The organism is Streptomyces sp. NPDC001068 (genome assembly GCF_042897315.1).
Taxonomy (GTDB): Bacteria; Actinomycetota; Actinomycetes; order Streptomycetales; family Streptomycetaceae; genus Streptomyces.
Map to the genome: position 1 here is coordinate 1 of NZ_JBIAYD010000030.1, position 19339 is coordinate 19339.

Annotated in this window: 1 protein-coding gene; it reads left to right on the top strand. The window is 66.0% G+C overall.

The features are described 5' to 3' along the window. The first annotated feature begins 829 nt into the window (after positions 1-829). On the top strand, positions 830-18964 hold the full coding sequence (locus tag ACFY3I_RS42810; protein ID WP_390866370.1) for a toxin glutamine deamidase domain-containing protein: 18135 nt from the start codon (positions 830-832) through the stop codon (positions 18962-18964). Positions 18965-19339 lie beyond the last annotated feature (375 nt).

Sequence of the window (19339 nt, forward strand, 5' to 3'; positions counted from 1 at the left end):
CACCACCAGCAAGGAAACCACCATCGGCGCGACCGGCGGCGAACTCCTCGGCCACGCCAAACACCCCGTCCTCGCCGGCATCCACACCACCATCACAAGCGTCCCCAACCTCAACTTCAAGCTGCCCGAACTGCTGCTGTCCTCCCAGACCACGACCAGCACCACCGACTCCGACGACCTGGCTCCGCCCCGCTACACCCCCTATCCGACCAACGGCGAGACCACCCTCGCCACAGGCGACGGCTCCTACACGTCACCTGCCGCCTACGACGGCATCGACGTTCCCCTCTTCAACGCTCCTACCCTCAGCACCCCGGCGTTCGGCTCTCCCCACCTCGACACGCCAGACGGCCTGGGAGCGCGGCCGCAGCCGGGTCTCGACACCAGAGCCGGGCAGCCGGTGTCGACCAGCACACCCCCGCCCGGCAACACCTCCACCCCGACCGCGGCGGGGACACCCGCGGCCACAGGCACGCCGGCCGGCCGTCCGCAACAACCTGACGCGTCTCCCACCCGCCTCACCACCACGAGCGCCGCTGACGGTGGCGGGGGCCGCCCGGCGACGCAGGAAGGCTCCGCGAGGCCGTCTTCCGGCGCATCGCGTCCGGAGACCCGCGGATCGCGGCCGGGCGCGACCCAGCCCGACCGTCTGTCCACCGAATCCCCGGGCACGGGCGGCTCCGGGCGGCAGGGAGAGGACGATCCGGAATCACGGACGACGGCCCCGGTGCGCGAGGCCACGGCCGCGCAGCCCGAGGAGCCGGGGCAGGCCGGGGTTCCAGAACCAGTACGGGACACCTCCACTCCCGTATCCGACACGTCTTCCCCGATGACGACCGTGCACACGGCCGCGACCGCCACGTCGGACACGGTCGTCACGCACACGCAGGACGTCGCGGCCGGTTCGGCCGACCAGGCCGACGGATCGCACACGCCCGCCGCCCACGACAACGTGTCGCCGGACGAGGGCGGGGCACGGCCTGGGACACGTTCTGTGACCGACGGGGAAGCGACTCTCCGTCCGGGCACCGAGAACACGCCGACCGGCCGGAGCGGTGACGACCGCGAGGACGCCGATGCGCTGCGGTCGTTCGAGCGGCTGTGGGGGAAGACGTCCGCCGACCGCGGCCTCCCCGCCCCGCTGCTCGCCGCGGTCACGGACGCGTACGTGCGGCTGGGGGGAAGCGCCCGGCACACGGAGGCCCTGCTTGCGCGGCTGGACGAGCATGCCGACGACTTCGGCGGCCTGTCCACCGTCGACCGGCACGTGGCGGTCGTCGCGCAGAAGTTGCTGCGGGGCACCCCGCAAGAAGCGGAAGCCGCCGTGCGGCTGGCGCGGTCCGCCGGTGCCACCGTCTCCGAACAGGAGCGCACCGGCTCGTCGGCGGACACATCCGCGGACCGTCCGGGCCCGGAGGCGCTGACCGGTGCGGACCGGGCCGCCCTGGCCACGGCGGAGCGGTTCCTGCGTACGGTGCCCACGGAGGAGTTGGAACAGGCCCAGCGCTGGGCCCGCATCCAGGTGTCCGCCGATCACACCTGGTTCATCGACGCCGATCACCCGGACGCGGCCAGGCGCCGCGAGCTGATCGACGCCTACGTCACCCTGATGACCCACAGCCGTCTCACGAACGGTGTGAAGGCGACCCGCAAGCTGTCGCTGGAACTGGCCAAGCGCTACGGGACCCGGCGCACCAAGGGCATCGTCGGCGGTGCCGACCCGGAGCGGCCGGTGCCTGCCCTGGTGCCTACGGAGTTCCCTGCCGCCGGACCGAGCAGGGAGGAACCGACCCTCGAACAGCTCCTGGACGACATCCAGTCCCGCTTCGACGACCTCCGATTCGACCACCGGCAGACCGAAGTCCAGGAGCCGGCCGATGTGTATGAGGCGGTGGAGATATACGAACCGGGCGAAGTTGTGACCGGCCAGGTCTCGGAAGCGGCTGACGAAGTCTTCTCCGTCCACGACGGCGACGACGCGGGCGACGACAACGTCGTGGTCGAACTGCTCCACGATGACGAGGAGCACGCGGGCGAGATCCTCGTGGGACACGCGTCAGAACTGGACGAGACACAGCCGACGCACGATGCCTTCGACACCGATGGTTCCGAGCACCTGCCGACCGAGGAAGCGCTCCCGGATGCCATCGACCCGCGGAATCCGAACGTTCCTGCCGAGTTCAGGAATCTCATGGAGCCGCTTCGCGCGTACGCCGAGCACGCGGTCGACCGCCACGCGAAGGACGTGGAAGTCGTTCTGATGTCCTACCCCGGGGCGAACGGGTTCGTCGACCTCATCAGAACGGCGGGAACCGGTCATGCGTTCGTCGCCGTGCGGCTGCCGGGCCACGAGTCGCCGGTCATTTTCGGCTTCAGGGTCATCGAAGAAGTCTCCAACCTGAGTCTCGTGGACGGAACTGCGCCCGGAGGTGTCACACACGAGGATCCCGAGGCCTTCGACGACTTCCAGGTCGACATCCTGAAGTCGTACAAGATCAATGCGGACCAGCTGGCCTCGGCTTACCGATACGCCGAGGAGAACGCTCGCACGACCTACAACCTCCTGACCTACAACTGCGTCGTGTTCGCGCAGGGCTTCGTGCAGGCCGCCACCGGTGAGCAGATGCCCAGACTCACCGTCAACGCGCCCGACTCCCTGATCAAGCGCATGCGCGAGGGTACACACAGAGACTGGGTCGAGAACCCTAAGATCCTGAAGCTCACCGCCGACGACCAGCGGAGACTTGAGCGAGCCAACGAGTGGCTGGACAGCCATGAAAGTGGGGAGGGGGTCCGCTGGGCGCTGGACCGCGTGTTCCTGGAGCACCAGCGCCCTGTGGTGTCGGGCAGGCGCACCGCGACCCAGCAGCGGCAGCTGGATCTGCTGGCGAACTTCGCGGCGCTGGGTGCCGAGGCGTATCACCGAAGCGGTGAGGCGGCCGCACGGGAACTCCTTGACGATCTGGGCGTCAGATACGGCACGGCCCGCAACGAGTACCCGCTGATCCGTTCCACGGTTGCGGACATGCTGGAACCCCTGCGGTCCTCTGCCGCGAACGCCGCCGACCCGACCGCGGTGAACGCCGAGATAGTTGTCATGGCCGATTCTGGTCGGCAACCGGTGATTGCCGTGAAGCTGTCGGACCACCCGGATCCGATCGTCTTCCGGTTCGGCATGGACCGGGTGGTGGCGGACGCCACCAGGTGGGAGAAGACCGACGGCGGACTCTTCATCGAACACCCCGAGCGGATCTACGACCATGACATGGAGGTCCTCAGGACCTACCCGGTCAGTGCCCACCAAGTCCAGGCCGGGCATCAGTACGCCGTCGACAACATGGCGACTCAGCACAGCTCCATGTCCTACAACGCCACCAGTTTCGCTCGGGGTTTCCTTTCCCGGGCGCTCGGAAGCGACCCCGTCAGCGCCTATCTCAACGACGTACATTCCACCTCGAAATCATATTTCGCCAACCCCAGGGCCCTGTTCAAGGACTACTTCCACACCTCCGCTGATTTCTTCAAGGCGATGCGGGCCGACGCGGACCGGACCTGGGCCGACGCGGAGTCGCCGGTCACGGAACTCTCCGAGGGCGACGCCAGGAAACTGGCGGACATCACGCCCGGACCGGAGGCGGAGTACAACGCGTCACTGGCGTGGGCGAAGTTGCGCGTGACGATGGAGCACCAGCGGCCGGGGACCGCCCAGTCCGACGACGCCCGCTCGGGGATGCTCGATCTGCTCAGATCGTTCCGGCACCTGATCGCCGCCGAGTACCGTTCCAACGGAGAACAGGCAGCCCGCCAGCTCTCGTGGCACCTGGGTGTCACCTACGGCACATGGCAGTCCCTGGACAAGCTGCCGCCACCGATGGCGCTCCTCACCGAGACGCCGGCCCCCTTGCCCGCAGAGCCGCCCGCGGCACGCCCCTCGGTCTCGGCCGAACAGAGCCCGGAGCCGACCGGTTCCCCGGCCACGACGCCTTGGCGCGAAGTCGTGCTCAACGACGTGCTGCGGCAGATGATCGACGAGAGGGGATTCCACCGCTTCGAAACCCCCGATGGCGGAACGGTCCACATCAGCAACGACCAGATCCGCGACGGAGCGGTCAGCCCCGAGGTCTCGGAACTCGTCACGATGTTCCTCAACGGGGGACTGTTCCTCCACCGCGTGCAACGGCTGGAAACGCCGCGCACGGACTACGCGGGGGAGCCGGTGAACGTGTTCCCGGCAGGCGAGGACACCTTCCCGCGGCACGACGACACCGAATCGACCGCGTTCACGACGTTCTTCACCGCACCGGACCACGCCGAACGGGCGTTCCGGGAGTCGTACGACCCGCGTCCGGACGTGGCGATCACCGGACTGCTGGCGGACGCCTTCGTCGGACCTGACCAGTCCGTAGCAGTGATCGACGGCACAACGGTCAAGGTCCGGGACTTTGTCGTCGCCACGTTCGCCGATCACGCGCCGGTCACCGTCGACGCGCGGCCTGACCGCGGTGCGCACGAGATCATCGTGATGAACACCTCCGTCGACGCCGGGCCGAATGTGAAGGTGCTCACGGACGCGCTCGGCAAGGCCGACCTCTCCCCCGAGCAACGCGCCCGCCTGCGGGGAGTTCTGGCTACCTACGGCACGCAGGCACTGCGCGACGTACCGGACCTGGAACTGTCCCGGAACACGCTGGAACACCTGGCTTCCGACGAGCAGAGCCGGGCGGCGCAGTTCTTCGCCGCCGCCGGGACGGATTCGGAGTCCGGTGACATCCCCGACCGGCAGGGCGGAGCTTTCGGCCGGGACGAACGCGGGCGCACACCGGTCGTGCATCCGCTGTCGGCCGACGAGTTGCGTGGCCTCGCGCTCAGAACGGTGTCCAGGCTGGTGGAGAGGTCAGTCGTCCGCCCGGACCGCGAGGGGTCCGTGCTCTCGGCTGACGAGGTGCCGGCGGTCACCTGTGTGACGCTGCTGGAGTCCTTGGCGAGGGAGCTGTATCCCCGGGCCGAGCTGGACAATGCCCTGGACCGGCCGGCTTACGGCAGCGGCGTACGAGCGGCTCACACCGTCGACGACTCGGTCCTGGGCAGGACCGGCACCGAGCAGCGTCTGGCGCACGGTCCGGGTTGGCACACGGTGACGTCCTGGCGGGATCTGGTCACGGCGGTCGAGAAGGTGGGTCCCGGTTCCTCCGCGCTGATCCTCCAGCAGAGGCAGAACGGCTTTGGGCATGCCTTCGCGCTCTACCATCAGGCCGACGGGGTCCAGTGGCTCGACCTGCAGCAGGGTGACGGGCTGCGTCCCGCGCCGGAGCAGGATGCGGCTCCGCATGTACGTGCCGTGATCGTCGACCCGTACGGAAAGGTGGTGCCGGTTCCGCAGAGCCTGCCGACCTTCATCGGATCGCGGTCTGTACTCGCACTGGCCGACCTGCCGACGAGTCACGAGTACCGGGGCATCGGCATGGAGATCGAGCGGACGAATGTGCAGCTGAGGTCAGCGCTCGGTGAGGGGTGGCTGGCGCATGGCCGTGTGCTGGCCGGCGACGGCAGTGTCCAGCTCACGTCGGAACACGTGGCGGCGGGCAGCGCGCCTTTCCTTGAGATCGTCACCAGACCCATTGCGGTCCATCAGGGCGAGGGAACACTGGACTCTCGCGCGATGAAGGAGAACGTGTTCCGTTCGCTCCACGTTCTTGAACCGATCATCGGCCCTGGCAGCAGGAACACGACCACGCCCCTCACCCAGGTGGTGAGCGGGAAGGGTTTCGTTTCCGAACACGAATTCCACGACGTGCAGTTCCGGAGGAGGCCCCAGCCGATATCTCCCGAGTATTCCACTCAGTTCACGGTCGGCGTTCCGCTTTCCGCGGTCTATGATTTCGCCACGGGATACGTGAAGAGGGTTTCGACGCGCACGGATCTGGCTGACGTACTTCCCGGTCTTGAAGCGGCTGCGGCATTTTCCCGACGTGTGACGGCGACCTACCTGGTTCAGCGCAACAATTTGTCCGAACCGCTGGAATATCCTGAGATCGCGAGCGCATACCTCGATGACATCGATCTCCGGGCGCTGAAGTCGATGTCCTTCGTGGTGTTTTCCCAAGCAATTGCCGTCGTGCAGAACAATGGTGCACGGAATCCCAGGGCGCCGTGGCACAAATCCTATCTGCCGGTGGCCTCCCGACATCACCCCTGGCTGCTGAGGCAAGCTCTCAGCCCTTCCGCCAAGGAATTCCTATCGGCGGAATCAGAGTTCATGTACGGTCAGTTCAATTATTTTGCCGCGTATGCGAACGAGGGCCATCGTGACCCGCTCTCAGCGTATATAGACGCCCAAAACGGTGTGACTGTCCGCGACTATCTCAACGACTTCCTCTTCGATTACCCTGCTCCCAGGGTCAGGCAGGACAGCCTGGCGATCGGGTCGATTCACGAACAGTTCGACGTCAATCGCGACGAGTTTGATCAGCCGAGGATCGCACTGCCGCTCGGTGTTTTCGAACTCAGGCACTTCCCCGCCCCGCACGGGCTCGATGATCTGCGTACCACCTATGACCAGCTCGAAGACGCAGTGCGTGGCACCTACAACCGGGAGCTCCGCAGAAATCAGCTCGATGCATGGCATACCTGGGACCAGTTGCAGGTTCTCCAAGGCCTGTCGAGCAACCACTGGTTGGGGCAGCTTGAGCACATTCTCGCGGCCTCGGTGGAGCTGAACCTGACGGGACCGACGCGTCAGTTTGGTCAGGAACTCATCAAGCACGACGAGACAGAGGATCTCGTCAGGGGCGTGATGCTACGGCTCGGCGCGGGCATCGGTGTGGACCAGACCGAGGCGACGCGACTGCAAGCGGCGGCCGTGACCACTTTGGAATCGCTGGACCAGAGGCTGGTCTCGCTCGTGGTCTCGCTGGCCTACCGCGGCGGCTGGGACAACCTCTTCGCACAGTGGCGAGGCCTGTACCAGGCGAACAGGGCGCTGCTCGGCGCGCTCGCACCGCACTCACCGAGACTCGTACAGAGCGACTCGCTCGGCATCTGGTACGGCCACATGTCCCAGCAGGCCGGGAGGCGTCCCGCGGAGCTGCGCACGATCGACCGACAGGTCGCCGCCTACCTGCAGACCGGTCGCCATGAGAACCTGACCGGTCTGTTGCATGCCATCGGTGTGTGGCTGCACGCGCCAGACGCCACGGGCGGCTACCGGCCGATGATCGCGTCGCTCGGTGACCACGTGGCATACGTACTGGCCGGGGCGGACCAAGCAGGTCATGCCGTTCCCGCGCAGGCGGGTCCCTCGTACCGCGCGGCCAACCCACCGCAGTACGGCGCGGACGGGTACGGCCGGTACAACGCTCCGCCGGTCGGTGACCAGTCGGGCTCCGAGCAGAGCGGGGATGGCGTCCCGGAACCGGACTTCTACGCCGTGCCGCACGGGCCGTCGGCTGACGTCGCCCGTTCGCTGATCGATGTGCCGGAATCGGTGGAACGGCCGATCGCCGCGCGCAACGCGCTGACGGACCTGCTGGCGCGGATGGTGCTCCGTCCTGATGTGCGGGACAGGCTGGTGGCTTCCGGGGCCCGAGTGGTGATACTGCCGCGTGGCGTCGACACAGCGGATCTGCCGGGCCTGGCATCCGTCGGTGAGGACCTGTCACGTGATGCCGTGCACCACTGGGAGACGGACGGGACGCGTACCGCGGTGGCGGTGGTGGCCGAGGAGAACCTCCTCGGTGAGCAGCCGGGGGTGCCCGGTCACATCGCGCACCCGGACGGGTATTCGACCGCCGCTCATGAGGTGGCGCATCTGGTCTTCCGACATGGGCTGTCGGCCGATCGGCAGGAGCGGGTGTCTGCTCTGTACGAGGCCAGGAAGGCCGTGCCGGGGGCGAGTTGGCCGGACGGGTCGGATCCTCGCAACTACTCGGCCTCCACCGTGGACGAGTACTTCGCGCAGGCCACCAACGCGTACTTCGGTGTGAACCACGGACGGGACGCCGTCAGCGGGGAGTTCCGCAACAACGGCGCGGACTGGGTCCGCACTCATGACGAGGGGCTTGCCGACCTCTTCGCCGAGATCTACGGGGATCCCGCCGAGTTCCCGCTGCCGGCGGCCAACCCCCGGCAGGCGGTGGACCAGGAGGCCGGCCTGTGGGAGGGATTCCGTTCGACGGTTGATCCCACACCCTCACCGGGACCCCCCGATGAGATCCCGCCCCGCGTCCAGCAGGCCGGCGCCGAGCGGACCCCAGCCGGCGCGGTCTCGTCACCGGATCGTCCCACCACGCAGGCCGACGTGCGACCGACCGCCTCCGCGGAAGACGTCACGAACGTACGGACCGATGTCTCCCGCACCCAGGACCTCGACCAGGTCGCGCCGTCGGTGAGCGAGTCGGTCTTCTCCACCCTCACGTCGACGGCGTCGGCCGACGCGAGGAACCTGCATCCCGCTGTTCCGACGGACTCGACCGCGCACTCCGACGAGCCGGCCATCCGGCAGCCGGCCGGTGAACCTCTCGGGACGACGGGCGGTGCCCGAACGGAGCCCGCTGCCGACGTCGCGGAAACGACGCACCGGCAGGAAACCGCGGACCCCAGCGGCTCCCCGCATTCCGGCCGTGATCCCCACGGGATGCGAGGCCTCGTGGACGACGAGTCGCTTCCGGGGCGTGGGCGGACAGGCGACTTCCCGGGATCCAGGCCAGGGCACGGTGAAGAAGGAGTCGCCGAGGACCGTTCGGTGTCCGGCATCTCCCATGAAGACGGTGTACGGCTGAGCGAGAGGGGTCTGAAGGCTGTCGCCGATGAGGTGATCGCTGATGTGGCGAGGCAGGTGCGGGCGGGGAACGAGGCGCTCGCGGATCCCTCGCTGCTCAACTGCGTCGTGCTGTTGGAGGGGCTCGAACGTCAGCTTTACCCCGAGCGTGACATCCCGGCCGGTCCGGCGGGCCGTGACGTGCGCCCCGCGGCGGTCCGGGCGGCATCGACGATGGACGACATTTCTCTGCACCGCACGGATGCGGAGCAGAGACTGGTGCGCGGGCCCGGCTGGGGCCCGGTCACCTCGTGGGAGGCGCTCGGGAATGCGGTCGCCGATGCCGGCGTCGGTGCGAGCGGTCTGATCGTCATGCGCCGTCTCCAAGGAGCGGGCCACGCGTTCGCGCTTCATCACACGACGGACGGCGTTCGCTGGATCGATCTGCAGGCGTCGCAGGGCGGAAAGGTGACAAGGGAGCCGCTGCACACGCCGCCGCTGCACGCCCGTGCGGTCGTCCTGGACAGAGCGGGCCAGGCCGTCGCGGATGCCATGGACGAGCAGAGGCCCGGCCCGTCTCGCACAGTGGACGCGTTGACGGATCCTGTCGCCGACCCTGGGCTGATCGGCGCCATCGGCCTGGAGATGGAGGACGCGCATCCCCTCTGGGTACCCGACGGAGTCAGGCTGCCGGGCAAGCAGGTCCTGGCAAAGCACCCGAACGGCAGCCGGCTGGAGGTCGACTCCGACTACTTCGTCCGCGGTGCGGACGGCAGGCTCTACGCCACGCGGGAAAGTGCCGTCCAAATGAGTGGACACGGGGTTCTGGAGAAGCGTCCCATCGTCGAGTTCGTGTCCGCTCCCTTGGCCATGTTGCGGGGAGGAGAGAGCCACCCGACGTCCGTCCGTCATGGCCTGAACCTGTATGCGCAGTTCAGGGACATGATGCGGGCGGCAGACAGCGCTCAGGGGGTGACTCTGGCGAAAATCCTGGCCTCCGACCCCGCATGGGAGGCTCAGCGCGACCTTGACGAGATCTATGTCCTCCCCGCTCCGGCCGGCCCATACCACACTGTCAACACGCAGTTCACCGTCGGCGTTCCCATGGGCGGCGTGAAATCCATGCTGAATTTCGGTGAGGAGCACATGGATGAGCCCAGTCTGGTGCTTCTCATGGAAGCTGGAAGAAATTTCGGTGAGCGTGTAGCCGCACATTACACGAGCGTTATGACAAATCTGGCGGTGACGCCGGATCAGGTCCCTTTCCTTGACAAACTGACTGGTGTCGATGAGGTTCTCGGCTATTCTTGGCTGGCGTTCGAGCACCTGGGTGGCCTCGCCGTGTACGGCAACTTCCTCAAACAACAAATAGCTCTCGCCAAGAACATTCTGGTGGTTGCTTCTCGACATCCCTTCCATGTTCTCCGCGGGGGGCTGGCCCCGAGCACCCGCGATTATCTGCGCAGACATGCCCCACGGATTCGAGATATTTTCGTGAGTGAACTCGACTCGCTCATCGATGCGTACCTCGGCAAGGGTCTGCAATTTCTCATCCGCCCCATCGACGGACGCGAGGCGCTGACGCAGGGAAACGAGAAAATCGGACCCCTCCGGCGTTTTCTGGATTACGTTCTGGCGGGTCGGGCGAACGATAACGGAACCGTTTCGCAGTTTGATTCCATAGGCCTTGCCGACTACAACCAACTGGATGAACAGCAGGATCGTCTGCCCCTGGCCCTGTTCGAGTTCCGCGACTTCTCCGGTGACCTCACCTCGACCGTTCCGCGGGGCAAATCCACCTATATGGCGGACGAGGACATCCCAACCGCCACCGATCGGTTCGTGCGGGCCGCGCAGCTCGCCTACGAGCATGCCGAGTACCTCGCGCAGGGGGGCGGTATCCGCCGAGAGAATGTGGAATCCGTCCTCAACCATCCAGCCGTCGAAGCGACACGAGCAGCCCTGGCAGCGGTCGGAAACATGAGGCTCCCGGATCCAACCGGGCCGGGCCACCCCGTCATCCTGCCCTCCGAGCGGGCAAGCCTGGCGACGGCCGTCACCGCATACGCGGTGGGCCGGCCCCTGCAGAGCGGCTCGCTCACCCCGCTGACCACGGCCGAGCAGAGGCTGTCCTCGCAACTGGGACCCAACGCGCCCTTCCTCGATCCGCCCGTCGCCAACCAGATGCAGCACGCACTTCAAGCTGTCCGGCAAGCACGACGGCATCTCCAGGAGGTGTTCCGCCGACAGGAGCAGGCGCAGCACGCACAGCAGGCTCCCCAGCAGCACCCGGGTTATCAGCAGCCTGCGTTCCCAACCGGGCATCAGCAGATCGGCTATCAGCAGCCTGCGTTTCCGTCCGGATTTCAGCAGCCTGCGTTCCCAACCGGGCATCAGCAGCCCGGCTATCAGCACTCTGGTTGGCAGCAGCCTGGTTATCCGCAGCCTGGGTTCCCTCCTGCCCGCTGGGGCGAGCCGTTCCCCGGGCCGGACGCCGGACAGCGCATCGGAGACCCACGCGGATTCGGTGCCTCGACCGACCTGACCCACGCCGGCGACACGTCGCCCGCCGCACAGGCGGCACACACGATCATCGATGTTCCCGATGGTGTGGAACGCCCCGTAGCCGCCCGTGTCGAAGCGGAGCGTCTGCTCGCGCTCCTCCTGCACAACCCCGAAGTCGCCCAGCGCCTCACGGACAGCGGGGCCCGGGTGGTGGTCATCCCCCGTGGTGGGAGTCTCGCCGATCTCGCACCGAACCCCGCCTCGCCCGACACGCGCGGCGACACCGAGCCCCGTCACGACGCCCGCGGATGGACCTTCCCCCACCGGCGTCTTGCCGCCGTCAGCGAAGAGAACCTCCTCGGCCAGAACACCGCCACCGACGGGTACACACACCCTGAGGGATACTCCTCAGCCCTGCACGAGTACGCACACCTTCTCTACCTCTTCGCCTTCACCGACGATCACCGGGAGAACGTCACCGCCCTCTACGAACACCACCTGTCCCAAAGTCCTGCCACACACTGGGTCGACGGCCCCCGTACCACCACCGACGGCCATGTCGCCGTCAACCACGCCTCGTCAAGCCCCGAGGAGTATTTCGCACAGAGTGTCGTTGCCTACTACGGGGCCAATCACGGCCACGATCGCCACACCGGTCGGCAGCGCAACAACTCCGCGGACTGGATCGAAGAACACGATCCCGACATGCATCGGACCCTCACCGACCTCTTCGGACCGCCGCCCACCACTCCCCTGCACGCCAACGCGCTCTCCGTCACCGATCGGGATGACGCGCTCTGGTCAGCACTCGGCGATCACACCGCCCTCACCCGGCAGCAGGGCCTCTCAGGCCCGCCGAACCTGGTCGAGGAGAACCGGCCGGGCCCGGACACCGCGAAAGGGAAAGCCAAGGACCAGAGTCCGGACGACGCCGAAGACCTTGACGGCGAGCCGGCGAACCTCGACGCCATCCGCGACGACTACCTGGCCGCGCGATCGGAACTGGTCTCGGCGGCCAAGGCACTTGGCGAGGCGGAACAGCGACAGCGGCACGGAGCGGCTTCGTCCCACACCGCACCGTCAGAGGATGAGGCGCGTGAGCTTGTCCGCGCAGCCTCGCTGCATCTTGGCCGGGCCTCGACCGCATGGCGGGAGACTCTGCCGGACACGCCACGGCCGCGGCCGCAGGACGTGGTCGAAGCCGGCAGTCGCCTTCCCGGCGCGGGACCTGAAGCAGTCCCCAACTGGCTGAGAGATCTCGGGCAGAGCAACGGCGAGTCGTCCACCGCGAGTTCCGCGCCCAGCCAAGGGCACGCGTGGACATCGGGGGGCCGGGCACCTGATTCGCCGAGCACGGAGTCCGGTTACTCCGACTCGACGTCCTCCGCGACGTCCTTCACTTCACGAGACCTGGCCGTCGCCCTGCAACTGCACGAAGGAGATGCCGAACAGGACGCCCGGCAGCGACTTGTCGAGGAGGCACGGTGGCAAGAGGCCATGTCGGAAGTGGGCTCGGACTCGAACGAGTGGGCTGAAGAAGGCGGCAGGCTGTCCGGAGTGGAGAGGTCCCTCACGGAGGACCGCGACCTGGTGGACAGCTTGCGACATGAGGAACCGTGGGACCAGATGGACGTCTCCACCATTGCCGAGCGTGTCGCCCAGGAGCGCGTCGGTCATGTCTCAGCCCCGTCCTACCGCAGTGGTGACTACCTCGCCAACGCATTGGTCGAACATGACGAAGCCATGGGTTTCGACGACTTCCTCGCCCGTGATTTTGACGAGGATGCCAGGCAGGGTTCTCTGGTGGGCAACGACGCTGTCATGGGTTTCGACGACTTCCTCGCCCGTGATTTTGACGAGGATGCTCGGCAGGGTTCTCTGCTGGGCATAGACCCTGACGCGGGTTTTGATGACTTCCTCGCCCGTGATTTCGAGGAAGATGCTCAGGACCACTCGCTGCCGGAAAACCTCGACGACACTCATTTTGACGCCCTCCGTGCCTCCGACTACATGCAGCAGGCCGCTCTCTTCGACGCGCTCACCGGTCCCGTCAGCGATGCGGCCCGGCAGAATCTTGGTGAACTCGCAGACCATCCCTGGCTCGGCGGACCAGTGATTCGTAACGGCTGGGCCCGGTCTTCCTACATCGCCAATTTCAACGCCGAACAGAGGCGCCGCCTTTTCGATTTCATCGATCGAGAAAATGATGTCGACCTGACCTTTGGGCGGGTATGGGAGTACGTCAAAAAGGCTCAAGAAAGTAATAATGACACTTCATTCGGGCCGACAGCTCAGGAAGTGCGTAGCCTCCACTTGGAATACACGCGGGGCAGGTTTCCTGTTCCGGAGGACTGGGAGGAGTTCGCCGCAGAGTCTGAAACGGGTCGGGTGGTCCTGGTCCAACAGATTCGGGCTTGGTTGGCGCAAGAAGGACACCATGGGAAGGCCCCACGCTCCAGCGTTGCCCCGAGGAATCTCGAGTACGCCGGCCAGCACAAGGCCAGAATTTTGACCTTCTTCAATTTTTGGGACAAGCTGCGCTATGTCGGGATACCTACCGATCATTATGCCGTCAGTGCGCTCAGAAGCGGAGGGATAGAGCTCACCGAGACCAAAGTGAAGTTCGGGTCCAGAGGCAAAGAGAAGACCGTCTTGGTGCTTCGGGACAGCCGCGAGAACCGCTTGCCCCTTGACTTCGCCGCGATAAGAAATGTTCTCGGGACGCACGGCCTGTCCCCGGACATCGTTCCTGATGATTCCTTTCCGACTCGTTCCGCGGAGGTCGAGGCGTGGCTCGCTCTTCATCCTGGTAAAACCCCGCACAAGTCGTTGAGTCTGCTGGGAAATTATCCCGAAGAGCATCGTGAGGTGATTTCGGATTTCGTTAAATGGTGGCATCGCTTCCATGCTCGCGGAGTCGACAAGAAGAAGGGCGAGGCCTATCTGGAAGTCTTTGCGCGCGGCGGCGTCACGCTTGACGAAAAATGGGTGAAAAAGGGTGTCAACAAACCCAGGCTGCTGAGGCTGACTCTCAGGAAGGACACGAGCCAGCAGGTACACGTCGATCACCGGGCTGCGGAGCGGATCCTCGCGGTACATGGGCTGAGCCCGATCGCAGGTGCCGCACCCGAGGCGGGCGTCCGTCCCCATGCGTCGGCCACGGGCACCGCGGGGGGCACGCGCGTTCCTCGGACAATCGGCCACGACCCGCGCACGGATGCCGACAACGACTCGTTGTTCGGCGGACTCTCCTCAGGTGCCGAGGACGCGCGCATGGATACATTCGCCCATCTCCAGAGTGCTGTCGGAGCGAAATCCGGCGCCGGAGTCGTGGAGAAGCGCCACGTCGCCTCCCGGGTCGCGATCGGTACCCGCGCCGCAGAAATCCGAGCATGGTTCGAAGACGGCCACAATCATTCCAGGACGCCTATTTCTCCCGGAGCTCGGAAAGGTGACAAGCATCGGCTTCGGGGCCACCTCCGCGCCTTCGCCAGACGGTGGGAGAATCTGCGTGTCGAGGGGATTCCCACCGGTGCCAAATACGAGCCGATCGTTCAGGCACTCAGAGACGGAGGCATCGAACTTGTAAAGGAACCCGTGGAGACCGTCAACCGAAAAGGTGAACGCTCCACGAGCGACCGTCTCCTCCTCCGAGATCAGCCTGACGACAGGATTCCCATCGACGACGTCTCCGCCAGGAACATCATCTCGGTTCTCGCGCCGGCGCCGAAACCCGCCGCGCCGGCTGTCGTCTATCCGACGACGGACACCAACGTGCTGAATTCCGGAACGTCCGCGCAGAATCACCCTGTAGAGGGCGATCATTCGGACATTGAAGACATGTACATGGACGAGCCGTGGACACAGCCCGACCCCTCGTCGATACCCGCTGCTGAAGAGGCGGCTGCGCGGAATCCGATCGCGCCTTCCTATCATCACCTTCGGGCTGCCCAGATCGACGCCTGGTTCCTGAAACACCCGGGACGGACTCCGTTCGATGGCACCGTAAATTTCGAGAACCATCGTGAGGAGGTGACCTCCTTCATCGAGTGGTGGAGCCATCTTCGAGCCAATGGAATCGACCGAAGCAATCGTGTGCTCCTGGACGCGCTCACACGAGGTGGGGCCAAACTCGTGATCCAGACCGAGTCGGAGTCCGGTGATCACGGTTTCCACATGGTGCGAGAGCGTGTATTCCTCAGGGATGATTTCGCGCAGCGGGTGCCGGTCGACGACGACTTCGCCGCACAGTTGCGCATGGACCCGGAGTGGGTGAGGACGAGCTCCTCCTCCGAGACAGACGCTTCGGCGTTTGCGACCCAGGAGTCCGCTTCCTTCACGGAGGAGAACGCGCATCCGTACGATCGACTTCGTGCCGCCGAGATCGATGCCTGGTTCCAGAAGAACCCGTCGAGGACGCCGCACGAGGGTCACTTCGGATTCCGCGACGGACATCGCGAAGCCAGTGGGTTCGTGGACTGGTGGCACGGCGTTCGGGTCAACGGGATCGACCCGCAGAATCGCGTTCTTCTGAACGCGCTCACGCGCGGCGGAATCGTTCTTGAACGGCGGATTACCGAGCAGAGCGGTGACCACGGCTTCCAGAGGATTCACGAGCGGGCCTTCCTCGCAGATGAACCTGACCGCCGTGCACCTGTCGATGAGACCTTCGCGTCGCAGTTGCACGACGTGCACCGCGAGTGGGAATCAAGGAATTCCCACTCGACCGCGCGGGATTACCCAGCCCGGATCACCGCGCTTCCCGGTGACCTGCCTTCTGACAACGGCCTCCGTGCCGCGGAGATCGACCTCTGGTTCCGGGACCACCCAGGTCTGGTGCCCGACAGTGTCGGACCGGTGTCCCCGTCCTACCGCCACGGTGCGAACTCCTTCGCCGGCTGGTGGCAGGGTCTTCGGGACAACGGGGTCGACCCTGGTAATCAGGTGCTTGTGGGTGCGCTCACGCGAGGCGGAGTGACGCTTGTGCCGCGGAACGTCCGGGTGGCCGCGGACCATGGGTTCCCGGTGACACAGGAGCGGCTCCTTCTCGTTGACGATCCCGCGCGGCGTGTGCCGGTCGACGACACCTTCGCCCGGCAACTGCCCGAGACACGCCGCGAGTGGTCCAGGTCGAGTGCCCATCCGGTGGTGTTCGACATGCTTCGTGGAGCCGAGGTGGACGCCTGGTTCGAGAGTCACCCGGGGCAGATTCCCGGTCACCTCGGCGTGAGTTCCCGTAGAAACATGCAAAATGGGATCTCTTTCGTCAGCTGGTGGCAGGGTCTTCGGGACAACGGGGTCGACCCCGGTAATCAGGTGCTTGTGGGTGCGCTCAGGCGAGGCGGAGTGACGCTTGTGCCGCGGAACGTCCGGGTGGCCGCGGACCATGGGTTCCCGGTGACACAGGAGCGGCTCCTTCTCGTTGACGATGCCGCGCGGCGGGTGCCGGTCGACGACATCTTCGCCCGGCAGTTGCGAGCCGTGTACCGCGAGTGGGACAGCAATTACCATCAACCCTCGCAGCGCAACCGCACGAGGAGCCGGCCAGAGGCCGGATCGCACGCGTCCGCGGCTGTCGGCGAGAAGCGCAAGAGGCCCTCGGGCGCCGCCGGAGATCCGGGGCGTGGCGTCGCCCGCCGTCGGGTGGGGGAGTCCGGACCGTCCCGGCGCGCCCGGACGACGATCGACGTGCCGTTGGCCGACGACACGGCGGACATGAGCATCGCCGACTCGGTCTTCGCCGCGCTCCTGCCGAGTGATCCCCACCGCCACGGAGCGGGTGGCGACGGTCCCGTCCGGGGAGGAGCACGACCGAGCGATGAAACGAGCGATGCTTCCGGTACGGACTCGGCGGCGCGATCCGTTGCAGGCGATGCGCGGCGGCACCGCGGGGATGCCACGGTCGGCGAGATCACGACGCCCTACGACGCGTGGACCGCGTTCGCCGCTCAGCGGCCCGTCGATGCCGAACACCTGCTGGCAGACGTGGCTGTTCGGCTTCCGGAGTCTTTCGGGGCGACGCGTGATGACATTCAGCGTGCCTACGGCCGGCTGCCCGCGGAGCATCGCTCCGAGCCTGTCACGACGCAGGCCACGCGCATCGCCAATCTCCTTCTGACCGGTCGGCCTCGTACTGGACTGCTTGATGCCGGAGCACCCGCATCGCGACGCGGTGTGGTTGACAGCGATGAGTCTCTACGTCAGGAACTGGCCAGTTTCTCGTTGGGGCCACTCACTCAGGAACCGAGATCCGAGACCGACGAGACCGGGCCGCGGCCCACGCCAGGCACCGGCGTGAGCGGGAGTCTGCACCGTTCTGCCGTGCCGCCGGACTCGTCCCGCAAGTCATCCGTCCAGCATCGTGGACCGGTTGATCACCCCGGTACGTCTGGTGTGCGTGGAGACGCACCCGTGCCTCGTCCCGTCAGGCAGCTTTCCGAGACGATACAGCGGCGGAAGTCGTCGGCCGTGTCGGATCCCTCCTCAGTGTCACGCAAGACGTCTGCGGCCCAGAAACTGCGGATTGCCACCTCGGAGGTGAGGGGTGGCCTTGAGGGCGGCATTCCGAACAAGATCAGCGAGCGGCTCCGTGTTTTGACGGACAAACACCAGGTGGTGATCAGTTTCCGTCTGACGAGTTTTGACGCTCTTCCCTGGAACGAGCACGGCAGCGCGGCTCTTCCCAAGCCGGAAGCCATCAAGGCCAAGTCCGCGACGTGGGCCGACACTTACCTCGGTATCCACGGAGGGTTTGTCGGACTTGTTGTCAACTACCGTCCTCGCTACCCCGATCTCCAGGAGCTGCAAAATCTGACCACGCAGCAGCAGGAGAAGGTCTGGAGTACCTACATATCGCGTCTACGGGAATCCGTCGTCCTGGCCGCCGACATGAAGAAGGTCGAGGGAAGATTCAAGGTCGACGAATACAATCTTGTCCGCGGACTTGCTTACGCGGACAGTGGTGGTGAGTTCCGCAAGCCCCACCGCACCGAAGCGGACGGAAGTGTCTTCGACAAGGAAGACCGGCGTCTCGCTGAGAAGTGGTACCCGATCACCGCCGACTTCGATCTCATGCAAGTTGCAGACACCAACGGTAATCCCGTGGACGAGAAGACAAAATCAGCTTTCATTGAAGAGGCTCTGGAGCTCGGCCTCATCGAGCATCCGGACCACCTTGGCTGGAATCCGACCAACGCCAGAGGAATGGAGATGAAGGAGTTCATCACGAAAGCCACCGATTCCGTGGTGACCTTCGCTCCCTACACCTCCCCCTTCGTGGAGAAGTTCCCTCCGAACGCGCAGGATCCGATGCCCGTCGCCACTCCCGGAGAGAGCACGCCCCAAAGCGGCAGTCCGGCCGAGGTGGCACATCTGACTCGCGGTGCCGTTGCCCTCCATGATGCCGTCGACCGCTATGAGAGGACCCTCAACCGGCTTGCTCACGGCTCCGGAAGCGATCCGGATGTCGCCAGACGGTTCCTCGCCCAGGCGGAGGCCCTGCGTGCTCTGAACGCGGACCCCTTTACCCCCTGGGGTGAGAATGCCGAATACCTGCCGGCCCTCCGGGGAGAGCTGATGGATGGACTCTCCCCCGCACTCACGGACGCCGAGCGGCTCTGGTACCTGGGTGCACTTCTGGCTGTTCGCGACGGAGCGGGTGAGGAGGCCGCAGCAACCCTGACCGGCGTCCTTCACTCCGCGTGATCGCCGCCGATCGACCGTGCATGCCGGTGACGGACGCAGGTCCGACAGCCTCTCGCGCCCCTGAGACACGTCTCCGGTCGGTGGCTGCCTCGTACGGGCCGCCGATATCGAGCTACGACCGCGAGGAGCGGCCTGTCGTCTACTCGTGCCCGGAGTGCGTGTGTGATCGACTCGCGTCGGCGACCGCGACGTGTTCGAGGGGGAAGAACGGAAGGCCGGTACCCGCGTGATGTCGTACCCGCCGGGCGACCCAGTGGGCGCGGGGACCGCGGAGTTCCCTGTCCGCCTGCTGGTCGAGTTCCTGCGCTGATTTCCGCCGGGCCGTCGGCGGGTGCGCGCGGGCTCCGGCCGCCGGGTCACGCCGACCTCGCCGTC

Bases quoted from the DNA above. Each gene is read 5' to 3' on its own strand.
- ACFY3I_RS42810 (WP_390866370.1), top strand. From the start codon at position 830: ATGACGACCGTGCACACGGCCGCGACCGCCACGTCGGACACGGTCGTC.